19 protein-coding genes and 1 pseudogene are annotated in these 21,875 nt (G+C 33.9%); 3 read left to right on the top strand and 17 right to left on the bottom strand.

What is annotated here, in order from left to right; all coding sequences use genetic code 11:
* The first annotated feature begins 166 nt into the window (after nt 1-166).
* Nucleotides 167-1,351, top strand: coding sequence for a DUF6602 domain-containing protein (locus BMS_RS03885; RefSeq protein WP_044557266.1), 1,185 nt, complete (start codon nt 167-169; stop codon nt 1,349-1,351).
* A 158-nt stretch (nt 1,352-1,509) separates the two neighbouring features.
* On the opposite strand, the gene BMS_RS03880 is transcribed toward BMS_RS03885, so the two are convergent.
* The 11 genes from BMS_RS03880 to BMS_RS03830 all read right to left on the bottom strand — a co-directional run bounded on the left by BMS_RS03880 (nt 1,510) and on the right by BMS_RS03830 (nt 12,880).
* Complete coding sequence (locus BMS_RS03880) at nt 1,510-1,941, bottom strand: XRE family transcriptional regulator (protein WP_014243482.1); 432 nt, start codon at nt 1,939-1,941, stop codon at nt 1,510-1,512.
* 1 nt (nt 1,942) lies between these two features.
* The gene (locus tag BMS_RS03875; protein ID WP_014243481.1) at nt 1,943-2,326 is read right to left on the bottom strand and encodes a hypothetical protein; all 384 of its coding nucleotides are present in this window, start codon (nt 2,324-2,326) and stop codon (nt 1,943-1,945) included.
* A gap of 571 nt (nt 2,327-2,897) precedes the next feature.
* Nucleotides 2,898-3,869, bottom strand: coding sequence for an AlbA family DNA-binding domain-containing protein (locus tag BMS_RS03870; protein ID WP_014243480.1), 972 nt, complete (start codon nt 3,867-3,869; stop codon nt 2,898-2,900).
* 11 nt (nt 3,870-3,880) lie between these two features.
* Nucleotides 3,881-4,354: a hypothetical protein gene (locus tag BMS_RS03865; protein WP_014243479.1), complete on the bottom strand. Its 474-nt coding sequence runs from the start codon at nt 4,352-4,354 to the stop codon at nt 3,881-3,883.
* 3 nt (nt 4,355-4,357) lie between these two features.
* A complete protein-coding gene (locus BMS_RS03860) occupies nt 4,358-5,026 on the bottom strand; it encodes a M48 family metallopeptidase (protein WP_157868235.1) in 669 nt (222 codons plus the stop codon).
* 41 nt (nt 5,027-5,067) lie between these two features.
* The gene (locus tag BMS_RS03855; RefSeq protein WP_014243477.1) at nt 5,068-8,286 is read right to left on the bottom strand and encodes a type I restriction endonuclease subunit R; all 3,219 of its coding nucleotides are present in this window, start codon (nt 8,284-8,286) and stop codon (nt 5,068-5,070) included.
* 12 nt (nt 8,287-8,298) lie between these two features.
* Complete coding sequence (locus BMS_RS16685) at nt 8,299-9,537, bottom strand: restriction endonuclease subunit S (RefSeq protein ID WP_014243476.1); 1,239 nt, start codon at nt 9,535-9,537, stop codon at nt 8,299-8,301.
* Nucleotides 9,530-11,272: a type I restriction-modification system subunit M gene (locus BMS_RS03845; RefSeq protein ID WP_014243475.1), complete on the bottom strand. Its 1,743-nt coding sequence runs from the start codon at nt 11,270-11,272 to the stop codon at nt 9,530-9,532. Before BMS_RS03845 ends, BMS_RS16685 begins: the two co-directional genes overlap by 8 nt.
* Before the next feature lie 37 nt (nt 11,273-11,309).
* Entirely contained in the window at nt 11,310-11,489 is a 180-nt protein-coding gene (locus BMS_RS03840) for a helix-turn-helix domain-containing protein (protein WP_014243474.1), read from the bottom strand.
* A 90-nt stretch (nt 11,490-11,579) separates the two neighbouring features.
* Nucleotides 11,580-12,023 carry a hypothetical protein gene (locus BMS_RS03835; protein ID WP_014243473.1) on the bottom strand — a complete coding sequence of 148 codons (444 nt, stop codon included), beginning with the start codon at nt 12,021-12,023 and terminating at the stop codon, nt 11,580-11,582.
* A complete protein-coding gene (locus BMS_RS03830) occupies nt 12,020-12,880 on the bottom strand; it encodes a hypothetical protein (protein WP_014243472.1) in 861 nt (286 codons plus the stop codon). Before BMS_RS03830 ends, BMS_RS03835 begins: the two co-directional genes overlap by 4 nt.
* A 173-nt stretch (nt 12,881-13,053) precedes the next feature.
* On the opposite strand from BMS_RS03830, the gene BMS_RS03825 reads away from it, so the two are divergent.
* Both BMS_RS03825 and BMS_RS17975 read left to right on the top strand, forming a co-directional pair.
* Nucleotides 13,054-14,541, top strand: a complete 1,488-nt coding sequence (locus tag BMS_RS03825; RefSeq protein ID WP_157868234.1) for a hypothetical protein — start codon at nt 13,054-13,056, stop codon at nt 14,539-14,541.
* 429 nt (nt 14,542-14,970) lie between these two features.
* A pseudogene (locus BMS_RS17975) lies at nt 14,971-15,123 on the top strand (recombinase family protein); the annotation flags it as partial.
* A gap of 177 nt (nt 15,124-15,300) precedes the next feature.
* Here BMS_RS17975 and BMS_RS03815 read toward each other — a convergent pair.
* The 6 genes from BMS_RS03815 to BMS_RS03790 form a co-directional block, all read right to left on the bottom strand.
* On the bottom strand, nt 15,301-16,293 hold the full coding sequence (locus BMS_RS03815; protein WP_014243469.1) for a hypothetical protein: 993 nt from the start codon (nt 16,291-16,293) through the stop codon (nt 15,301-15,303).
* Nucleotides 16,294-16,539 (bottom strand): hypothetical protein, encoded by a 246-nt coding sequence (locus BMS_RS03810; protein ID WP_014243468.1) that lies wholly within the window; start codon nt 16,537-16,539, stop codon nt 16,294-16,296.
* 28 nt (nt 16,540-16,567) lie between these two features.
* Complete coding sequence (locus BMS_RS03805) at nt 16,568-17,254, bottom strand: hypothetical protein (RefSeq protein WP_014243467.1); 687 nt, start codon at nt 17,252-17,254, stop codon at nt 16,568-16,570.
* Between the two features lie 183 nt (nt 17,255-17,437).
* Entirely contained in the window at nt 17,438-19,162 is a 1,725-nt protein-coding gene (locus BMS_RS03800; RefSeq protein WP_014243466.1) for an ATP-dependent nuclease, read from the bottom strand.
* Nucleotides 19,163-19,622: 460 nt separating this feature from the next.
* Nucleotides 19,623-20,588, bottom strand: a complete 966-nt coding sequence (locus BMS_RS03795; protein ID WP_014243465.1) for a retron St85 family RNA-directed DNA polymerase — start codon at nt 20,586-20,588, stop codon at nt 19,623-19,625.
* Complete coding sequence (locus BMS_RS03790; RefSeq protein WP_044557264.1) at nt 20,578-21,489, bottom strand: retron St85 family effector protein; 912 nt, start codon at nt 21,487-21,489, stop codon at nt 20,578-20,580. The genes BMS_RS03795 and BMS_RS03790 overlap by 11 nt, the downstream gene beginning before the upstream one ends.
* Nucleotides 21,490-21,875: the final 386 nt, after the last annotated feature.

Here is a 21,875-nt window from a genome sequence, read left to right as displayed (position 1 = left end):
TATCTTGACCCTCTCCCCATTCATCCATATTCAATAAAGAGTGAGGCAACCTGTCTGCCAGTTAATTCAAATCCATTCATTTTGGTATGCTCTGATATTTTAAAACCTATTCTCATATAAAATATATTTGTCTATAGTTATATAAAAATCATGCAGGGAATATTCTATGAATATAAGAAAAAAATTCATGAGCGTAGCTCAAAAAATGAAAGTAGACTTTGAAAGCACAAAAGAGGCTCATCATAAACTTGGGAGAGGTACAAACAGAGAGGATATTATAAAGTCTTTCTTAGAAACTGTGCTTCCAAGTAAATATGGTTTTGGTAAAGGTGAGGTTGTAACGTCAAATAATGAGCATAGCGGTGAAATGGACATTATTATCTATGATAAAGACAAATGCCCTAAGCTTATCTACGAAGATGGCCATGCACTTTTCCCTATAGAAATAGTCTACTGTGTAATTCAAGTTAAAACATCTCTTAATAGTACGGAACTGAAAAGTGCATACAAAAACATAGAGAGCCTAAAAAAGATTATTCCAAAACAAGGATTTACTCATGATGACAATATGGGCATGAAAACAGGCTTAGGTGCCCCTAATATAGTTGGACTAGTTGTAGCATTTGAGGCTTCTAGGGAACTAAAAGTTATCGCTGATCAATTGAAAACCCTTGATGGGGAATTAGATAGTATTAAATATCGCCCTGATTTTATTATTACACTAGATGAAGGGATAGTCGGTCCAAACCAAAGATTGAGAAGTGAATTTAATGAATTTAATATACCAAACAAGCCTGAGGACTTGTATTATACGAGAAAAACAAAAAGACACACGCTACTTAGATTCTACATGCAACTTCTAGACGAACTTAATTTCCTTAAACTCGCCCCTTTTGACCTAGATAAATACTTAAAAATGCCTGAGTTAATTGGCCCGTATAAAGTATCAGGGCACGATCGTTTCATGAAGCGGAATAAGGATGGTAAAAATTCACCACCTAAAAAGATTAACTACAATGGTATAAAAAAGATCGTTAAATATTGTGAAAATATAAAACCAAAAACTCAAACACAAATATTTAAAGATTGGCTTGGAGCAATTCCAATGGGTACACATGAGTCTGATTATGACTATGAAATCTATGAGTACAATCCAAATAATCTACCGTACTTAAACGTAAGAAAAATTCAAATGGATGAAAATAACTTTCCACAATATAACGATCCTGCATTTCAAGGCGTTCAGATAGTAATAGACAAAAGAATCTACTCAGTTGATGTAAATGCACTTGAAGAAAGCGACTTTGATGAACGAGAAGATTTCGATTATGATGAATTTTTTGCAGAGTAAATAACTTTTACAACTTAAATTTGACTTTAAATCATCATTGTAACAGCAAGTCTCGTACGACATTCGCCAGCAACATTTTTCGTAACACAATTAACAAGTAGATAAAAGAAGGGGGCAAATTCCCCTGTATAAATAACAAATTCTTTAAGGTCTTGTTTTTAAGCGTGAAGGAATCCTTCTCCCCCACCTGCCTCCATAAAGGTCTTAATTCCTTTAGTCAGCTTCCTAGTCTCAGTAACTTTAAGCGCAGGAACTTCAATGGCCTTCTCTATAAAGATTAAGTACTCCCTAATTCGTGGCGAGTGTTCCCCAAGGACAGTTAAGTTCTTTAACAATTGATCGACTGAGAACTTTTTTATTTTGTAATTTGTAATTTCAGATATGCGACTAGCAGGAATTCCAGTTAAATCACTTAAGTCCTTAGACTTCATTTTTTTCTCATTAGCAAACTGAACAAAGTGCTTACATAGACTCATTTTAACTTTGTCTTCTACTGAAAGAGAGCTTTTATCGGTAACATGAGTAAGCTTCTTTTTGTTCTTTTTAGCATTCTCAATTCTTTTTAAAATGTCATCATTTGTATAGTTCATATTACCACCCTGGAATTAATGTAATTGTATGAATCTCTTCTTCTTTGTCATAATGCGTATCAAAAATCATTATGAATTCTTTATCAAAAAACTTTCCATCTATTGGACAGTTGATTCTTAAGCTAAACTGAGACTTCTTCCCTTTGTAGTCATCTGGGATGATGTCTTCTCCATCAAGAAGCATAATGAACTTCTCAACATCTTTTACAGTGAAACTCGTACGTTTCTTTGTATTTAAAGCTCTCGTCTTGCTGTTAAGTCCATAATTTATATGATCAATTTCAATAACAGCTTTTTTAATAGTATTACCATTGAAAACAATTGACCTTTTTAGCTCGATTGTTTCAATTCTTCCTCTATCGTAGTCTGGCTTCTTTTTAGCCATTATAACTCCCTATCGACAATACACCATAAAAAAATTACAAAATTTTGTAACCTCATTTCAAACGACAATATTTACAACAACTTACCACATAAAAATACAAAATTATGTATTTAGACATCATTTATTAATACATTCACCTAGTTAAGTACTTTTCGCAAGGGACTACACATTGGTAGTCCTTATTATTTCATTTTTGGTTTAATTAAGGTACAAAATGTCGACCAAGGGGCGACAAATTGAACTTAAATTAAACTAAGTATTTCCTTATTCCCATTACTACTTGGCAAGAAGTTAAGCCCCTCAGTTACCCCTCTCTCATCAATTCCCGCAAAGCGTAAATAAACTCCGAGCCACAAATAGCCACATCGGGACAGTTTGAGACAAGTTCAGACAGGTCTCAACGTCCGATTCAAACGCAAGTTACTGTAATTAAGTAGCTGATTTTAGTAATGTTTAAGGAAAGAGGGCTTCCACCACCGGAATCCGATAGTGGAGGTGGTGAAGGGTACCTTATCTATTTGATTTGATTAATGTTTAGGTGTGCAGCACACTACAAAGTACTACAAATTTTTTAATTATCTTCTGAAAGTTCAAAATAAGACTTTCCTGAAGCAATCATTTCCTTAATTTCATCAATTGAAGTTGTAATTGTTCTCTCGCTTAATAGTGATTCTTTAGATGCTACTTTAAAATCAGCAGAAAAGTCGCCCAAGTTAAATGTATTAGTTCTTTTATCTTCCTTGATCTTGGCACAAGTTACTTTTAAGAAATGACCTGGAAATACTATAGTATCGCCAGCTTGTCCGTATTCAACGAATCTGTTCCCTCCAGTATTAGAGTTTCTCAGCTTCGGTAGTCCAGGGTTTCTATTGCCATCTAGTTCATAAGAATCAATTGAATAACCATTATTCAAATTTATCCCCAAAAAAGGATATGTACCTGCTAACCTGCCATTATTTCTAATACCAAAAATCAACTTATAGTCATGATGTGTAGAAGAACCTCCATTCCTCTCAATAATAATATCTGGAACAAGTACAGGCTTTGGTGCCCTGCCAAACATATTCTCAAGTTCATAGTGCTCCATTGGTTTAAATGACTCACCACTTCTACGATAATACTTCTTGTCTTGAATTAGCTGGTGGGGAGCTAAGTCTGATTTAGGAATCAAGACAGCAACGTAACCAGAATTTTCCCCCTCAGTTATTATTTTTGAAATGACTTCAGGAACATTATAACTAGTCAGCCTATTTATATTCTCTTGAATTTTTTGATCGAAACTTCGAACCTCATTAATTGGATCAAGCAAAAGATCATCACCTTCTTCTTTAACGCCAAAAACGAGTACTCCACCTGCTGAGTTTGCAAATCCGCTAAGACCTTTTCCTAAATTCTTTCTGCAAGAATCACAGAACTTCCCCTCGGAAGCATTGGGTACTCTCTTGAAGTCTATATATAAATCTTCTTTACCAACTTCATTAATTAGTTCTTTCAAACTCTCTTTATCAATTAAATCCTTGAATATTCCCTCTGCATTACTCATTTATTACCTTTTTAATCTAAATAGTTTACCGTAACAAAAATCAAGTTTAAAAATACTCCAAGAACAAACCCATACACTTGGATATAGTATGTCCAAGATACTTTCTTCTCTTGCTTTTCTTTATAACTATCAGCTTTTTCAATGTTATCTTTTGCTTGTTGCACACTCTCTCTGCTTGGAGGTGTACCAATAACAGGTCCCGGCCAAGACTCTGCCTTTTCAACATCTTTAATAAACTTCCTAGAATCTTGGCTCTCCATATCTAGTCTGTGGAGGTTAGGTATCATTAATAAACGCCAGCCACCAACCAAACCACTTTTAAGCAAGACGAACCATGAGATAACTAATAAGTAAGGACATACATTTCCGTACTTCGGAGAGAATTGAACACTAAGGCCTAAAATAGTAAAACTAAGTGCTGTGAGAGAATAGAAGAATCTCATTTGTTGCTGCTGAACATGGGCCCAAACTTCAAAATTACTCACCTTTTACTCCTCAAACAATACTGTTTCTTTCTCTAACTTTTCTTTCAAATATTTATACTTAGGACAAACACTTTTTAACGTTCTAAAAAACTCATCATCATGATCATCATGTAACAAATGTGTTAGCTCATGAAAGATGACATACTCAATACATTCGGCAGAAGCCGCGACCAACATAGGATTAAGGTTGATAACTCCATCTTTAGTACAACTTCCCCATCTTTTAGCCATTTTTCTGATCTTGAACTCAGGAACTACTGGGATTGAGTATCTATCCCTGAATACTTCAAGACATTCAGCCGTTTTATAAGCAATCAGTTCCCTGAACTCATTACCGAGGTATTCAGATACCTTAGCTTCTGCTTCATCCAGGTCTCTGACATAGAAAGTAATGCGATTATGGCCCATCTCAATATGGTAATCATTGGATTTGATGACCTTTAGATAGTACTGCCTGCCAAAAAGATACACAGACTCACCAGATAGAAACTTACGCTTAGGCTGTATTTGAAGATTACTCTCTTTTTCTTGAACCTTCTCGATAATCCAGTTCTTTCTCTTTTGAATTACTTCTTCTATCTTATCCATCGGAATATAGTCAGGAGCAGTAACAATGACCTGGCCTTTAGCATTTACTGTTATCCCCAGGGTCTTTCTTTTAGACCTCTTCAAACTGTAATTAACTTTCCTTTTACCTAAATCAATACTTTCCATTATCTATAATCCAGCCTTTTTGCGATCAGCATTAAATTGTCCGTAATTTCTTTCATCTCATCATCAGTAAATGTAACTTCGAACTTATCTTCTAATGGATAAAAAATTTCGACTTCGATCGAACCAATTATTTTCTTTTCAATGTCTGTGCCAAGGTGCCAATCTTTAACTGCTTGACTCTTAACGATCTCATCGACCTTCAATGCAAAGTTTGCAATTTCATCTTTGCCAATTTCACCTAATTTGCTGATTAGAGTTTCGATAACTCTGTAATAGGCCTTTGTTGTCTGATGTTCTGCAACTTTTGATGGAACATCAGTTTCTAGGTCAATTTCAATTCGATCACGAACATCTTGCATCATCTCTAGGTATTCCGCTTCTGAAATACGACGATCGCGATATTTCTCGTAAGCCTCTTCAATTACCTCTGATAATTTCTTATAGAAGATTGGGTCCTCATCAAAGTGCTCTGTGATATGAGATGAAGCAAGACTTCTAATAATATCGGCCCTAGCCCCCTCAGACTTCTTCTTCGTCTCTTCTTCAAATTTCTCTTTTTCGAAGATATTGAATTGCTCAACGATCACTTTTGGAGGATCAGACTTAAGATTTACATCTACGAGACGTTTAATATCATCAACGTAGTCTTTATAGTTGATCCCATCAGGATAACGTTCTTTAATTACAGTTCTAAGTTCAGCAAAGTACTTATACTCATCTTTGTACTTCTTCTTATCAGCTTCACTGGTCTCATAAGTCCATTCAGCAAAACCAAGTGCCAACTTATAGATATTGTGGAAGTTTCTGAACTTCTGATAGAACTCAGCTCGACGATTCTCATCAGCCAAATAGCGACCAATCTCTTCATCATCAGTCATATTACTAATTGACGAGAAATGATCTTTAAGGGCTTTAAGCATCTCGTCTAATTTTGCGACCTCTTTAGCCTTATCAAATAATGTTCCCTTAATATCTTCTGGATCGTAATCGGCTCCTTCCATTTGTCGATAGAAGTCGATGGCATCATTCATATCATCAAAGATACCTCTATAATCGATTACAAGCCCCTCAGACTTTCTTGGACAGAGTCTATTAACCCTTGCAATAGCTTGGAGTACATTATGCTCTTTAAGTCTCTTATCAACGTATAGAACGGCATTTCTTGGAGCATCAAAGCCCGTAAGTAGTTTATCAACAACGATTAGAATCTCTGGTTCATCTTCTTTCTTAAAGTTCTTAACTATGGTTTCCAGATACTTTCTCTCTCCACCGTATTTAACCATTGCTTCATCCCAGAACTTAACAATGTCTGAGCGATCATCCTCATCAATAGACTTAGCACCCTCACGCATATCTGGAGGAGATATAACTAGCTCAACTTTCATTCCAAACTCTTCAAGAAACTTCTTATAGTTTAAGGCCTCACCTTTAGAGTTAGTTGCAAGCTGGCCTTTCATAAAGTCTTTGGTTGGTTCACCTTCAGACCTGAAATTTTCGCGATAGTGATTCTTTATATCTAGTGAGATGGCCCTAATTCGATCTTCAGCTTTTAAAACTTCCTGCTCCATTGAGAATCGTTTCTTGAGTGCGGCCTTCTGATCATCATTGAGATCTCTCGTTACACGATCAAACCAGCGATCTAGTTTTTCACGATCACCTGTTAACTCTCCCATTCGCCCTTCATATACAATTGGACAAACAGCTCCATCATCAAGAGCATTTTCCATTGTGTACTTATGAATAAAGTCACCGAACTGAACTTCAGTTGCTTGATCAACTTCACTTTTAACCATCTTTCTAATTGGAGTACCTGTAAAAGCGATGAAAGCTGCGTTCTTAAAAGTATTCTTCATCAAGGCATGGTTCTCACCAAACTGTGATCTATGTCCCTCATCTACAAGAACAAAGATATTTTGTGATTCATCTTTAACCTTGTACTTCTTAGCTGCTGTTTCAAATTTATCAATAATTGTTGTGAGAACTGTATAGTCTCGCTTTTCTATACGTTCTTTTAAATCTTCTCCATTCTTAGCCTTGTGAGGTTCTTCTCCACAATCTCTAAATGTATCTGATATTTGCTTATCAAGACTCTTTCTATCTGTAATAACGACAATCTTAGGATTATCTATCTCAGGGTCGGCACTTAAGGCCTTAGCCAGCATAACCATAGTGTAGGACTTACCTGAACCTGTAGTATGCCAGATAACCCCACCTTCTCTTGCTGAATTATCTTTAATCTTCTTAACTCTTTTAAGGGCTTGACCTACTGCAAAGTATTGCTGGTGACGAGGAGCAATCTTTGTTTCATTTTCATAGATTATATAGTGGTGAATAATATCTAGAAGTCTTTCAGGTCTAAAGACGAAATAAAGAAGCTGATCTTGAGCAGTAACCTCTCTCGCTCCCTCATTCCACTTTTGTTCCATAATTGCTCTATCTGCAGGATGGCGAAACTCGAATACCTTATCTTTAACACTTGATTCAATATTCTTATTAACAAGATCTTTAAGTTCATCTTCAATATTATCAAAGTTATCTTCTTTCCAAGTTCCCCAGAACTCTTCAGGTGTTCCGACTGATCCATACCTAGCCCCTGTACTTCCAGCCATTGATCCAAGAATTTGCTGAAAAAGGTAGAACTTAGTTATTCCTTCTCGATTTTGGTTTCTTATATGCTGCTCAATCCCTTTTAAAACTGCGTCGTTCAGACCAGGCTTCTTACACTCGATAGATGCAAAGGGCATCCCATTTACAAGAATCACAACATCAGGGATATAGTGTTGTTTACGGCCATTTCTTTGAACCTTAAACTCTTCAGTTACTTGAAAAGTGTTATTAGCAATTTCTTTAAAATCAAAGAAGTGAAGATGAGCACTCTTTCGATCACCTTCATGTAGAAAAGTTAGCCCTTTACCATTTATTAGGTGATAGTAGAGGTCTTTGTTATCTTGCCTGAGATTATTGTTATTCCAATCAACAATCTCTTTAATTGCATCATCAATAAGACCTTCAGGAAGTGGTAATTTTTCACCATTATGAGAAAATGAATTGATCTTTAAAAGTGACTTTTTAAGCGTATCTTTCAGGATGACTGTATTTGTATCACCCCGCTGTTCAATGCAATCGTTTGGAGTTAAATAGTTATATCCACTATTAATTAGTAGCTTCACTGCTGGTATTTGCGAGGCTATTCTTTCCTTGAATAGAATCGAGTTCATATTTATCTCCGTTTAGACTTTCACTCTTACTTTTCCAGTAAGGAGGTCTTGCATCAAACCTTTTTTTAAACTAACTAACTTCTGTAGTTTCTCTTCTTTACTTATTAAAGTACCCAAAATTGCTTTAACAGCATTATTAATTTCGTTTTGTTCATTTAAAGGTGGCACCGTCAAATACATCTCTTTCTGTGCTGTAATTGGAACCTGGTTTCTAGTTGTTTGCCCCATTACTTTAGAAATTTGCGTCTGAAAAAGCGGTGATAATAAACTTGCATAAAGATAATAATTATCTAGTTTTTCAGAATTGCTTCTATATAAGGTTGTAGATGTGCTTACAATAAAATCTTGTCCAGAGTTTGGAACATAAGCTGTTGGACCAACTGTAGCATTATGAGCAAAAATAACATCTCCAGGCTTACCAAAACCAATTCTCAGCTTTGGTAGATAACTCTCAGGCAACTTGGGACATTCATTAAATTTTACATATCCATGCTCATGTAAATTCTTAGCAGAAACAAACGGGATGCCTTTCTCTGTAAAATCCGAAACTCTAGGGTATGCTCCCCCGTGGTTTCCATCTTGTACTTTTTCAATGAATCCATTTTTAATTAAATCTTTAATTTGAGAACACTCCCAACTCTCAGGAATCTTCCCAATGGGAGTATCTTTAAACTTAGTATGCCGAATCCCTTTAGTTAAAAGGTCTTGCATCATCCCTTTTTTAAGGTTTTTAAGTTTTTCTATTTCAATCTCAGTTAACTCAATGACTTTATCTACTGATGTGAGAATTTCTGCGATTTTCTTTTGCTCAGCTAACTCTTTTAACTCGACTTGTAATTCATCAATAATTTTTTTACTTAAATTTGGTTGCCCCGATCCTTGCACTTTAACTAACAATTCTGGAGTAGAGTGAGTTAGTAGATAGTATAAATATTCATTATCAAAATCATCTAAACCATTTACTGATAACACCGCTTGGTTAGAGGTTCCTTTTATTTTCGTTATCGATACTTGGCCTGCTGTCGCTCCATACAAAGCTACTAAAACAGAATTTTCAGGAAACCATTTCGCTGAAGAACCTTGAACCGCTTCCTCAGTAATTTTTTCTTCAACAGAGGTGATATACTTTCTACAAACCTCTCCAGACTTTACCCAAGGAATCGTTCCATTTCGATAATAATCCATGTTACCTCTCGAAGGAGTTCCACCTGCATAGCTTTTGATGTGATTCCCTAACTTCACTTTACTCATAACTCAATTCCTTAAGAAAAGAGTTCATTTCTTTTTCGGCTTCAACACATTGAGACTCAATACCTCTTAAAGCAGTTGAGTATTTTTCCCACCACCTCTCTACTTGAGAAATAATTGCTTGATCAACATCCCCCATGACTTCACGAATTTTTTCTTTTGAGTCTATTTCATTTTTAAAGACATAATATTCTTTATCTCTTTCATCAAAGACTACTGAAACATCAAAGCCATCAATAATATCTTGGATATAACCATCCTCAATTTCATATTTAGGGATTCCGCCATTAAGGATCGCCTTTACATCAAATATTTCAGGAGGTGCTGATGTATCAGCGTAACGACGAATATTTAGGTTATAGTCATTCTCTTTAATCTCATCTAATTCAACTACCCTTGAGTAATGCTTGTCCTCATGTCTATAAAGACCTTCTGTTTTAAACTCGACATAATTTGCGACGATATGATTTATATCCTGGTCTCTTAACTTGTTTTGATTTTTTCCTTCTTGATATTCAAGATCACCATTAATAAATAAGACCTTGTCTTTTCTATCGGCTGACTTTTTCTTATTAAAAACCATGATTGAGGCTGGAATACCTGTTCCAAAGAATAAACCTGATGGTAGGCCAATAACTGCTTCTAAAAGGTCATCATTAATTAAACCTTCTCTAATTCTCTTTTCTGCCGAACCTCTAAAAAGAACACCATGAGGAAGCACCACTGCACATCGCCCATTCTCGTTTAAAGATGCGACCATGTGTTGAACAAAGGCCAACTCTCCATAACTCTTTGGAGGAATACCGTAATTAAATCTTCCATAAGAATCACTCTTAGCTTCATCAATTCCCCACTTATCTAAACTAAAAGGAGGATTGGCCACAACCACATCAAAAGTCATTAGCTCATCATTCTCTAAATGAATTGGGTTTCTAATAGTATCGCCATTTTCAATGACTGAGCGATCAAAACCATGAAGGAACATATTCATCTTCGCTAAAGCCCAAGTAGCTCCAGTAATCTCCTGACCATAAATTTGAAAATCATTAATTCCATTTTTTGTTAACTGTTCTGCACAACGAATTAATAGAGATCCTGAACCACAAGTCGGGTCATATATTCTCGATCCCTTCTCTGGTTTAACAAGCATCGCAAGTAATTGAGATACTTCTGAAGGAGTATAGAACTCTCCAGCCTTCTTTCCTGCCCCAGCAGCAAAATTTGCGATCAAGTACTCATAGGCATTACCAATAACATCCATATTCCCAATGTGAGACTTTCTCATATTTAGTTTAGGACTATTGAAGTCATCTAGAAGGTGCTTAAGTCTAGCGTTCCTACTCTTAGTTTTTCCTAGATTAGCTTCAGAGTTAAAACTTACGTTTCTAAATACGTTCTCAAGTTTTTCCTTGTTAGCATTTTCAATCTTCTCAAGAGCAACATCGATAATCTCACCGATATTCTTCTCTTCTTTTTGCTTATAAATATCATTGAAGTGACAACCATCAGGCAGTACAAAGTTTTCTTTCTCTAAGGCCCTTTTAATTCTGGTCTCATTGCCCTTAAATTGCTCGCTATAGGCTTCGTACTTCTCTTCGTAGGTATCTGATAGGTATTTAATGAACAACATCGTTAGGATGTAATTCTTGTACTCTCCTGCATCGACAACACCTCTGAAGGTGTCACAGGCATCCCATAGGATTTTATTAATTTCAGCTTGCGTTACTTTTTGAGTCATTTAATTCTCCAATTCCATTACCAATTCAATTCGGGCCCTAATTCTCTTCTGCTCCACCAGCAGTGATCCATTTATCAACTTCAGTGGCCTTAAACTTCCACAGCTTCCCAACTCGATGAGCAGGAATCTTTCCTTTCTCAAGCCAGCGATAAATTGTTTCCTTAGAAACCCCTAGATGCTCTGCTATTTCAACAACAGACAACCACCGTTCACTCATAAAGTGACTCCTAAATAATTAATATTTTACTCATATATTAGACTACAAGTGACAACCAATGACAATGAAATGCTAGAAAAAAATAACTCTTCAACCACTATCTCTTAGAAGAATATTTACATGTATAAATGCCATACCTGTAGTAATAATCAATACCAAAAGACCAAAGACTGAAACAATAGGATAGTATTTATTGACTCCTATTTTAACAATCACTTCATGAAAAAATGATGCTACTAATAGTAAACTGAATAATATATAATGGAGAGCACCAGCTAGACAGGTTTCATATAGTTCTTGTTTTTTTGGAAACCCTTTCATCAGATTTGCTCCATCTTTAAATGGAAAAAGAACTCCAATTTGAATTAAAATAAATGATGATGATGAAATTCCTAGTAATTTATCGTTATGTTCTATTATTTTTTTGTTAACAAGATTAAATAGCTCATGATCAGAAGGAAAAAAAGTCCAAGCTAAATAAATTAGAAGTTCTGGTGATACTAAAAATTTGTCACATACTTTTTTTAGCTTCAATGCTTTAAACCACGCACTTTATTAATTCTCATAAAATTCTTTTGCGCCTCTAAAGCTAATTCTTCAGGATCTGGTTCTTTAGGGAATTTAATTTTAATTACATCATCTTTAGTTTTTATTGTTTCAGGAACACCATCCAAAATCCCGGTAACACTTCCTTTTCCATATCCCGCCAGGGCCATACGAATTGCAGCATCTGTTAAACTGAGTTCAATATCACTATGACCACCATTTAGATTTGTAACTATTCCATACTGATCTTTAGACTCCTCTGAAATACTTAACTCTTTCGAGTTTCTAGAAATTAGATACTCTTTCAAATGCTTCCAGATATCACCATATAGTGGATTTGGTTGTTGAATTGAACAGTCTATTTTATTAATTGTTGAAAACTTTTTGGCTTTTTTTAGGAACGCATAGTTCTCTGAGATATCATTAATTTCTACACCTACAAAAAAATTACTAAAATAATTTTCAATTATGTCTCCAACTCTCCCCTTAAAGGAGTTTATATCTATTTGATTCCATAGTCTTAAATAGCAAATTCCAGAGTACTTAGGTAAATATACAAACGGTACGGATGCAAGAGCAAGGTTTTCAGTATGGTCGTCGTGAGTCCTCCTAGTTCCCTCATCAACAATAACTGTCTCTCCTTCAGGTGTATATTTAGAAAGGTTTCCAAAAACATATTCAATATTAGTTTTTTTTACATGTTTAACATTAGTGATTAACCAGTTATAGCTTCTCGAACTGACTTTACTCCCTTTGGTAATTGCCTCAACTAATTTCTCATTATCAAGAACTCCATATTTTACTACTCGACCTAAAAAATAAGTTCCGACTTTAATTTTTGACATAACCTTCCTTTAGTAAATACACACCATATTTTAATCCCACAGCATGGGATTACAAAATTAAGTTTTCTTGACTTTAAATTAGTATAGATAAATCAAGATTTCTTAAAGAATATAAAAGCATCTGCTCAAGTTTCCAGCTAGATATTATTCCTATTAGTGATATATTGCTAACTATGCTAACGTTACCATTTTCAAAAATACAGGAAGACTTAAATTATATTCAAAGACAACAGACACTAGGCAGTGATTTGATTAACTTTATTAATGGCTCTTCTCACTTAGAACTAAATGGAAATAAAAATACTGTTATACTTAAAAACTGTGTAATTACTGGCCACACATTTGAAAAAAATAAAGGATTATTATTTCTAAAGAGTTCTAAATATAATATTAAATTTTCCTCTGTCCACTTTGAACCCTTAATTGAGATCAGAGATGATAACTCGAGCAATGAAGAGAATAAACTAGAGTTCAATCAATGTACGTTTAAAAACAACCTAAGCTTTATAGATTTACATATGAAAATAATAATAGAATCATGTGATCTATCTGACTTAGATTTTACATCTATCAACGAAGAAGTCTTCATCGTAAACAATAATAAGATCAAGTCTCTAAAAATAGAAAATAGAATTTCAAGTAACCTGACTATATCAAACAATAGAATAGATAACGTTAAAATACGAACATATGAAACAGAACTTAAAAAAATTTATATTTACATAAGAAACCTTGATAGCGATGACCTACAGTTATTCATCCCCTCCGAGACGGAACTAGAGTTAACTGACAACTCGATTAAATCTTTAGACTTAGCGCTTCCAAGATCAATCGTTCACTTTGAATCTCTAACTCAAGATGACATTCCTGAGGACCTCTACTATGAGCATTTATTTGGAACAGGATATAGTAAAATTACAATTAACTCTTTCAAAGAACTTTCAATCAGTTCGATTAAAATAAAGATGGAGCTTAGTTTCATTAATAAGAAGAAGAACAATGAACTCAATATCAGGAAAATATACTTAGAGCCTGAAAGCTCAATAAAGTTCTTTAATTCAAATTTATCTAATACCGAATTTGGTAACACTAACCTAGAAAATACAGATGTTTTCTTTATTAACTCCAATATAAAAGAGATGAATCTAGACCTTGTTGAATGGGGGTCTCACCCTCGAATTTATTCGAGAGAAGACAAATCTGAGTCTTACGAAGCGAAAGTAAATATTTATCGTGATCTAAAGAATATATACTTCCGACACAGGGACATCTTAAATACTGAACTTTTCTTTGATATAGAAAGACACTATCAAGTTAAACAAATAAGCTATTCCACGCTACCAATATACAAGAAACTTACGAACTTACTTATATTAAATTTTAATGAGCTAACTGGAAATGGATTCAGCATCATAAGACCAATATTTTTATCATTATTTTTTAGTCTACTTTTTTCAAATTGGGATAAAGGTTTTCTACTTTTAAAAAGTGAACCTTTTTTAGGTATTTTTACTGATTTCTATAAATACCTAGTAACCTTCCAATTTTTAAAAGACGATACTATTAACATCAAAGGATTATATATATTTCATTCAGCATTAAACTCTGCAATACTTTTTCAATCTTTACAGGCTTTTAGAAAATTCAACAAGAAATTTTAAATAATACAGATAGGAGACTATAAAGGATGACGTAGATGCTATCAAAAAAATTACCACACTTCTGCCACAATCAAAAAAGGGAAACCAAAATTTCCCTTTTTTATTAAGCGCTTAGCTTGATCTGGTGGACCTTGCGAAGAGCTAAGCGAACTCTATAACGCAAATCTATATGTTCCTATTTTTATAACACATTTCTTCAATAAGCCCATTCAAAATCCTGAGCTTTTGCGGACTTTGTACCTTGAAAAAGACCTTTCCAGTAATCAAATTCACAAGGTAACTAAATCAAGATGGTCACGAGCTGCCATTAGTGATGCCATAAGACTTCTTGGAATCAAAAAAGAAGTTCGCAAACCTCCCATTCCAAGATTTGGCTGAAAAGTTCAGAAAAACAAACTCGTTCCCCACAAAGGCGAGCGGGCCACACTTCAACTCATGCTTAAACTTCGAGCCGAGGGATGGGGATATGCAAATATCGCCAATTACTTAAATGATAAAAAACGATTAACCAAAACCAAAGGCAAATGGCATGGGCCTTCTGTCCGCGCCATCATATTAAGAGAACTTAAAAAGGAAAAATAGTATGCGTGCAATAATTGAGATATTTCTTGCGATAATTTTTACGATAATTACAGGAGCTAGTGTTTTGAATTTTTCGAGTAAGGTCATCAAGAAAGAAGCTCTTATAAAAGTTCAAAAGGGGCTACCTTCTCTAGAAAAATTCACACAACGACTAACTGATAAAAAACATTCCTTGATTTAATTGTCTTTTATCAAGTCAGTCTTAACTATAGAAACACGCTCAAGTGCTTTTCTTTGTGATGCGGACTTTTCATTCTCATAAATATCAACATTAATAAAAAATAAAGCCCTTCCATTAAGGTTCACAACTCTGAAACCATCTAACTCATCTGATTCAATATCTAATGCAACCTCTGCATTTATATAAAATAATATATAACCATTAGAGGTATTATAATCATTACAATAATCATGAACCTGTCTAAAAGCCTTAACGACCTTAGTTTTTATTTGCGAAGAGCTTTCACCTTCCCCTATATACTTCGCATCGAGAACGACTCTTTCTTCTCCTGACTGATTGGCAATTAAGTCTACCTCACCAGAAGCTGAAGAAGGTTCTATAGTAAAATCTATCCCATCATTATGTATTGATTCGTAAAGATCTAAGGCAAGCCCTTTCTCTCCTTTTTTCCCATAGACAGCACCATCGTTTGCAATATTCAACAACCGCTTTTTTCTAAACCATTCAGCATTTTGTTTATACTTTTTCAAAACAAACAAGATACTATTTCGATTATCAATTGATTCGTCCAAGAACTCATACAAATAATTCAACCAATAGGTATTTACATCCTCTAGCATTTCATCAATATTACTTTGATGTCTACCTCCTCCATTCGCTGTACTAAACGCAGCGATCAAAGAGCTTGTAAATCTATTCATGTCTACATCAACAAGGAACTTCAACCCAAGATAAGAGGCAAAGATATAATCTAACTCACATTCAAAGTTATACCCTTCCCCATTATTTAATGCTTCCAAAAAGCTCTCTTTTTCTAATGTGCTTGTCCCCTCAAGCTCTTTTAAAACGGAAGAAAATACTATGTTTGAGTTCAGGAATTGTAAGAAAAATTTTAATTGTTCTTGATACTGGTTTTCTCCAGCATTTTTAACTCTCCTAACTCTCGTCTGTAGTAAGTATCTTGTTCTTTGAGCTATTTGATAGTCCATCTAGAATCCTTTGAATATATTCTTAAACTGTTCATTTATTTTTTTGATCTGTCTTTTGGCGTCATCCCATTCATCAACTGGCCGAATCAAGATTTTACATCCTCTACATATTATTAGCTTTTCATTTAATAAATCTTTGATTTGAACAGACTCTTCCAATAAACACTGAGGGCATGAAATTTCTACCCATTGCTTATCAATTCCCAAATCAAAGTCACCTGTTACTTTTGTAGATATCTTAAACAAAATATTTCACCATTTTTTCAATTTCTAACTACGAGAACAATTTAAATTCCTCAAAGTCCTTAGAAACCTTTAACCAATTTTTTTTATACTTTTTTACCAAATCCTTATTTTTACTAATTAAAGACGTTCTTATTTTACCATTAACTTCATCTGCAACTACTTTTATCCCTGATCCATGCTGACCGGAGTACATGGTAAAATCATTTTTTCCAATGTCTTTTACATCATTAGTAAATTGCAATGTCGTTCGATCATGACGAGCAATATTTTTTCCTTTACAATAATGATAATGATACCCAAAACCATGATTTTCGGTAGCAACTCCAGCCTTTAAGTTTCTATTATTCTTCCCAAGGAGTGGCAAAAAGTGAATTATTCCCTCTTCAAGCTCTTCATCAAACAGAGTTTTATAGACCTTTAAAGAAGACTCCTCACCTAAATTAATATCTTCAACCATAATATGAATATCACCGAAAATACTCCTACGAAAAAGTTGTTCACTTTTATTTAATTGGTTATCAATTTCAATCCAGCTAATCCTAGCGAAGTAATCATATAAAGCAATTTTTAAAGAATTAGTGTCATCACATAATCTACTAATCATTTTTTGGTCATCAATATATACCTGCTCTAGTTCATTAGATTCAAAAACATACTCTTTGATTCTGTTGATTCGTCTCTCAACAATCTCACGCTTCACTTTTAAACTTGTCATTCCTCTCTCCCCTTAGTAATCCCCTTTTTAAGCTTCTAAGTGATCATTTGCATACCGCATATAACCATGTAAACTTCAACTCACTCATAAAAAGCGATACCACACGTTTTGTAATATCCTATCTTGTAAATTACATTCGGTTACTACAAAAAGGCTAAGGGGATTGAAAATGTTCCAAAAAAATCATTTTTGCTTCAGTTCCTCAATTTCATTCCACTCAACAAACCCTTCTGGGATTTTCTCATCACCTCCAATAAGGTAACTTAATAAAGAATGACACTTACTTGTTAATTCAACTGAGCTTTCCAACTTAGAGTAAGTAAAAAATGGTTTATCTTTTGTTACTGACTCATTAAACATCGCCTCTTCAAAGTCACTTAAGGATGCAATCACCTTACTTTTTGGAGACTTCTTCGCCTCATTATATATCTTCTCATTAATCGCCCACATAGGATTTTTCTTACTATTTTGCGTCAACTCTGTATCTGCATCATGCAGAACACTATAAGGAGCATTAAATTTATTTAAGATTTTACAAATTGAAACAATTACTGCTTTTCCTCTAGCTCTAATTATATGAACATCTTTAAATAGGTCTGTATTTTTATTTTTTATACATTGAAATGCTGTATATTCAGTATCTCCCTCTACAACTATAATTTTTCGACTAAAAAAAAATTCAGTAAAATAAGAGTCACATATATTTAACAACTTGAGGTTTGTTTTATCATCTGCTGAAAGGTTCACTTCACTGGTTCTAAAGACGGTTGTAGATTTTATCACTTCATTTTCAACATCTTTGTAAACTTTCACAATTGAAGTGTTGTCCTTTGATAGATCTACAAAAACTGGTGAGTGAGTAGTTAACATTACTTGCCAATTTTTTTGTTCTGGTATTTCATACAAGACATTACATGACTCTCTAATCGCTGAGGGATGTAAGCAGATTTCAGGTTCATCAATAATCAAAACGTGTGGCCTCTCACTCTTCAATTCACTCTTTTTCTTCTCAGCTAAAATTTTTAAAGCGGTCCACATAACAGTTCTTCGAGCACCGCTTCCTTGTCGAGCAATTTCCGAAAGGAAACCATTTTCTGGCCCCATTAAAACACTTAAATGCTCTTTAAAAATATCCAATTTCAATTCCGACATATTTTCTAAGTTCTGAGTCAATTTCACTATATTTTTTGGAAAAACTTTTCCTATTAACTCTGTAAACTCTTTCTCAAGTTCTTCAATAACCTCTTTATTTTCATTAATAATTTTATCTTTGGTTGATTTAATAGATTCTAATAATTTTGAATATTCTGACTCTACAACTTCCCCATCAACCTCTTTATCTTCTCTGAGTTTTTCATCAAGAATTTCTGAAACTAAATCGGTGATTTCCTTTGTTTGCTTTTCAGGAGTATCAAAAGGACTAATTTTATGAGGTAATGGTCTCCTAGAGTTTGCTACGTTTGCAGCTCCCCAAGGAACCTTGTCTTTTTTCTGATCAACACTTGCCCATTTATTGTCTTTCACATTGTAGCCCACTCGCACAAGTTTCCCAGGTTTTGTAGCAATCCACTTTTCTTTTACAACATTTTCATCTTCAATCTCTTCTACCCAATCATCTCCAGGAGAATTGTCATATACAATCGTTTCAAGTGTAATCTCTAAGTATTCTTCTTCACTTTCAGGCTCTTTCTTCAAATGAAAATCTTCCAGTTTTACAGAACACTCTTTAGAGCCATCTTTCATAATCAGCTCATAAGCGTTCAATATAGATGATTTTCCTACATTGTTGGGTCCTATTAGAACAACGATATCATCTAAATCAATTGAAACTTCAGTCTTTCCTATTGAACGAAAGTTTTTAATTTTTAAATTCTTTAAACGAGGCTTCCTCTCTTCAGCTTCAGACATTGAATATTCTCCAAATATAAATTAGTAATTTCCTATATCGGAACATATTCCAAATGCAATAAATGTTTTTCGATTAAGATTTCTTAAGTGAAGGAATTCGATCACCCAAGTGGTCACACCTGTTTTACCGCGAATGCTAGGCGAACTTTGGGGAAAATCGAAGAATTTCAAATGTACATCCAACTGCTTAACTGGTGTTCGTTCAGCGTTGCAGTTGGTGGAGGTGGCGGGACGGCGGAGGTGCTATTTCTACCAACTACACCAAATGTAAGTAATCCAATATAAACCACGATAAAACATAATAGTTTTATCGTCTTAACAAACTTGGGCTTGTTGTTAGTTATTGTCCACAATATTTGAAATTAGAGGGTAATTTTACGGATTGCCACATTTCTGCCACAAAGAAAGTGGTGGAGTTTCGTAGGAGATTTAACAAAATTTTTACTGATAGATTGAAAATCTAGATATAAGACTTCGCACTAAACAATGCTTGATACCTAAGTTTGAGCTCATTTATCTCGCTAAAATATTTAATATTCAGCTTATGAGAATAGTTTGCATCTACATATTTTATGAAATTAAGATGACCTATAATCCGAGAAACAACAGAGAGGTCTTCAGATTTATAGTTATCATGAATTAATTTCTTCACACGCTCTTTATAGTTCTTATGGATCGTTATTCGGCTATCTTTAGTTATTCTCAGTCCAGTAACTAAAACATTTCCACATCTTTTATGCCTTACTTTTGTCTTGCTAGCATTAAGAGTGATTTCACTATTAAATTCAGAAATAAGTCCTTTGCAAAATAACTCGTATATTTCTCTTATAGCACCTTCCTTATTAGTAGATATCGTTACATCGTCTGCATAACGAGTATATACTACCCTTCCGAGCATTTTCCTCGACATAAGTAGGACGTTTATTCTTAAATCAAAATCAAACATAACGATATTTGAAATGATTGAAGAAGTAACAAATCCAACCGGTAAACGACCATATGAATCGAAACAAGACCTTTTAACAACATTTTTTAACTCTTCTAGCGAGTACTCTACTTCGGTTGAATGATAAAACTTTTCTAAAAAAGGCTCTAACAATTTAAATGTAATTGATTCAAAGAAATTACTAAAATCTACACTCAAAAAATGACTATTCCTTTGATGTTTTCTAGCATTCTTTAATATATCTCTCTCTTTGATATAAGCATAAGAAGAACATGACACATAGTTCATACGAGAAAACACTTTCTCCACAAGCCAATATTGTACTATTTTTAATTCGTGTCTAGGATGGGTTATCGTACGAAACTTTCCATTTCGCTTAGGTATTTCAAACCTGAAATACTTCGTTTTATTGGAAGATATAAAATCTTGAACTTCTTCTTGAGGAATATTGTAAAATTTTGAAATTTCTCTATAAATCATCGTTCAACCTATATCTATGAGAAAAGACTCTAAAAATGGTGCGACTTCTTTTGTAGTCGTAACTATGCTTTATATACTCATGACTATCTAATGCCCTATAATATTTTTTACCTTCTTTCTCTACATACTTTATAGTCCCCATAGCATTTAACATTCCAAGATAAAACTTTAGGAAATCAAAAGATCTCTCTCCAAAGCAAAATTTAAAAAGATCTATTAACTCCTTATGTGTAATTGGCTCTAAGAGGAGGATCATATCGTGAACCAAGAATAGATAAGTGCGATTAGCTTTATCAGGTCTAATATCAGTAAATAAATCTAAATCAAATTGTTTAATATCTGATGACTTCTTTCTCTCAATTTTAGAAAGTAAACTATCAAACTCTTTATAAATATCACTAATTGAATCTAATTGATCAGAAGGGTTTATCATTTTATACCAGAGTAGTCTCGATTTTCCATCATTCTCTTCTCGTACAGCTCTAAGAGGGCCCTCATTAATATATGAATTAGCATTTTTAAACCTTGAATCATTGATGATTATTAACTTCTTCCTAAGTTTTTCATTATGTGAAAACGCACCAAGCTCACATAAGCTACTATAGCTCTCAAGAACAATTACAATATAGTCACAAAATTCAAGCATATACTGCTCAATATTTAAGAGGTTTTGATTATCTAGAACATCAAATACTTCTTCGGCAAAAATAGGAACAATATTCTTATACTTATTAAGAATAAAACTTTTTAATGCTTCTCTTCTCTTTGAGAGTCCTACGAACTCTCCATCTTCAGTAAACAGATTTGCACCGCAAATCATTACCATTCTTGGAGCATTTTTTTCTATTCTAAGTGTAGGATTGTTTTCCAAATATTTCTTTAGCTTATTTAACTCTTCCACTAACGAACACGAATAAGGATTTCCATATCTAATATTGCTTATCATTATAATTAAAAGTGTAGGATCACTACTTTTATAAAAGCCAAATAAAATTAGCCGGACAAAGCGACCGCATTTGGCAGGGTAATTTTCATTTGGCGTGAAAACTAAAAATTCAAACAAGACTTTATACCAAGTCCCAAAAGCATATGCTTTTACGCTAGATCACCTACACATTAATAATTCTAGTTGAAATTTATAAATAGTACAGATGATCATTTTTTCTAGTAAAAAAATGAACACTCCTCAAACGAGGCTTTATAATGTACTTTAACAATTACAACTTAAGATTTCTTGATGTTTCATTGGTTGGCATGAATGACGAAAAAAAATATTCTATAAAAATA

The sequence above is a fragment of the Halobacteriovorax marinus SJ genome, from assembly GCF_000210915.2.
GTDB lineage: Bacteria > Bdellovibrionota > Bacteriovoracia > Bacteriovoracales > Bacteriovoracaceae > Halobacteriovorax > Halobacteriovorax marinus.
Note: the sequence above shows the minus strand (reverse complement) of the source record. Positions and strands in the feature narration are given on the sequence as shown.

Bases quoted from the DNA above. Each gene is read 5' to 3' on its own strand.
- BMS_RS03885 (WP_044557266.1), top strand. From the start codon at position 167: ATGAATATAAGAAAAAAATTCATGAGCGTAGCTCAAAAAATGAAAGTA.
- BMS_RS03880 (WP_014243482.1), bottom strand. From the start codon at position 1,941: ATGAACTATACAAATGATGACATTTTAAAAAGAATTGAGAATGCTAAA.
- BMS_RS03875 (WP_014243481.1), bottom strand. From the start codon at position 2,326: ATGGCTAAAAAGAAGCCAGACTACGATAGAGGAAGAATTGAAACAATC.
- BMS_RS03870 (WP_014243480.1), bottom strand. From the start codon at position 3,869: ATGAGTAATGCAGAGGGAATATTCAAGGATTTAATTGATAAAGAGAGT.
- BMS_RS03855 (WP_014243477.1), bottom strand. From the start codon at position 8,286: ATGAACTCGATTCTATTCAAGGAAAGAATAGCCTCGCAAATACCAGCA.
- BMS_RS16685 (WP_014243476.1), bottom strand. From the start codon at position 9,537: ATGAGTAAAGTGAAGTTAGGGAATCACATCAAAAGCTATGCAGGTGGA.
- BMS_RS03845 (WP_014243475.1), bottom strand. From the start codon at position 11,272: ATGACTCAAAAAGTAACGCAAGCTGAAATTAATAAAATCCTATGGGAT.
- BMS_RS03840 (WP_014243474.1), bottom strand. From the start codon at position 11,489: ATGAGTGAACGGTGGTTGTCTGTTGTTGAAATAGCAGAGCATCTAGGG.
- BMS_RS03830 (WP_014243472.1), bottom strand. From the start codon at position 12,880: ATGTCAAAAATTAAAGTCGGAACTTATTTTTTAGGTCGAGTAGTAAAA.
- BMS_RS03825 (WP_157868234.1), top strand. From the start codon at position 13,054: ATGCTAACGTTACCATTTTCAAAAATACAGGAAGACTTAAATTATATT.
- BMS_RS03815 (WP_014243469.1), bottom strand. From the start codon at position 16,293: ATGGACTATCAAATAGCTCAAAGAACAAGATACTTACTACAGACGAGA.
- BMS_RS03805 (WP_014243467.1), bottom strand. From the start codon at position 17,254: ATGACAAGTTTAAAAGTGAAGCGTGAGATTGTTGAGAGACGAATCAAC.
- BMS_RS03800 (WP_014243466.1), bottom strand. From the start codon at position 19,162: ATGTCTGAAGCTGAAGAGAGGAAGCCTCGTTTAAAGAATTTAAAAATT.
- BMS_RS03795 (WP_014243465.1), bottom strand. From the start codon at position 20,588: ATGATTTATAGAGAAATTTCAAAATTTTACAATATTCCTCAAGAAGAA.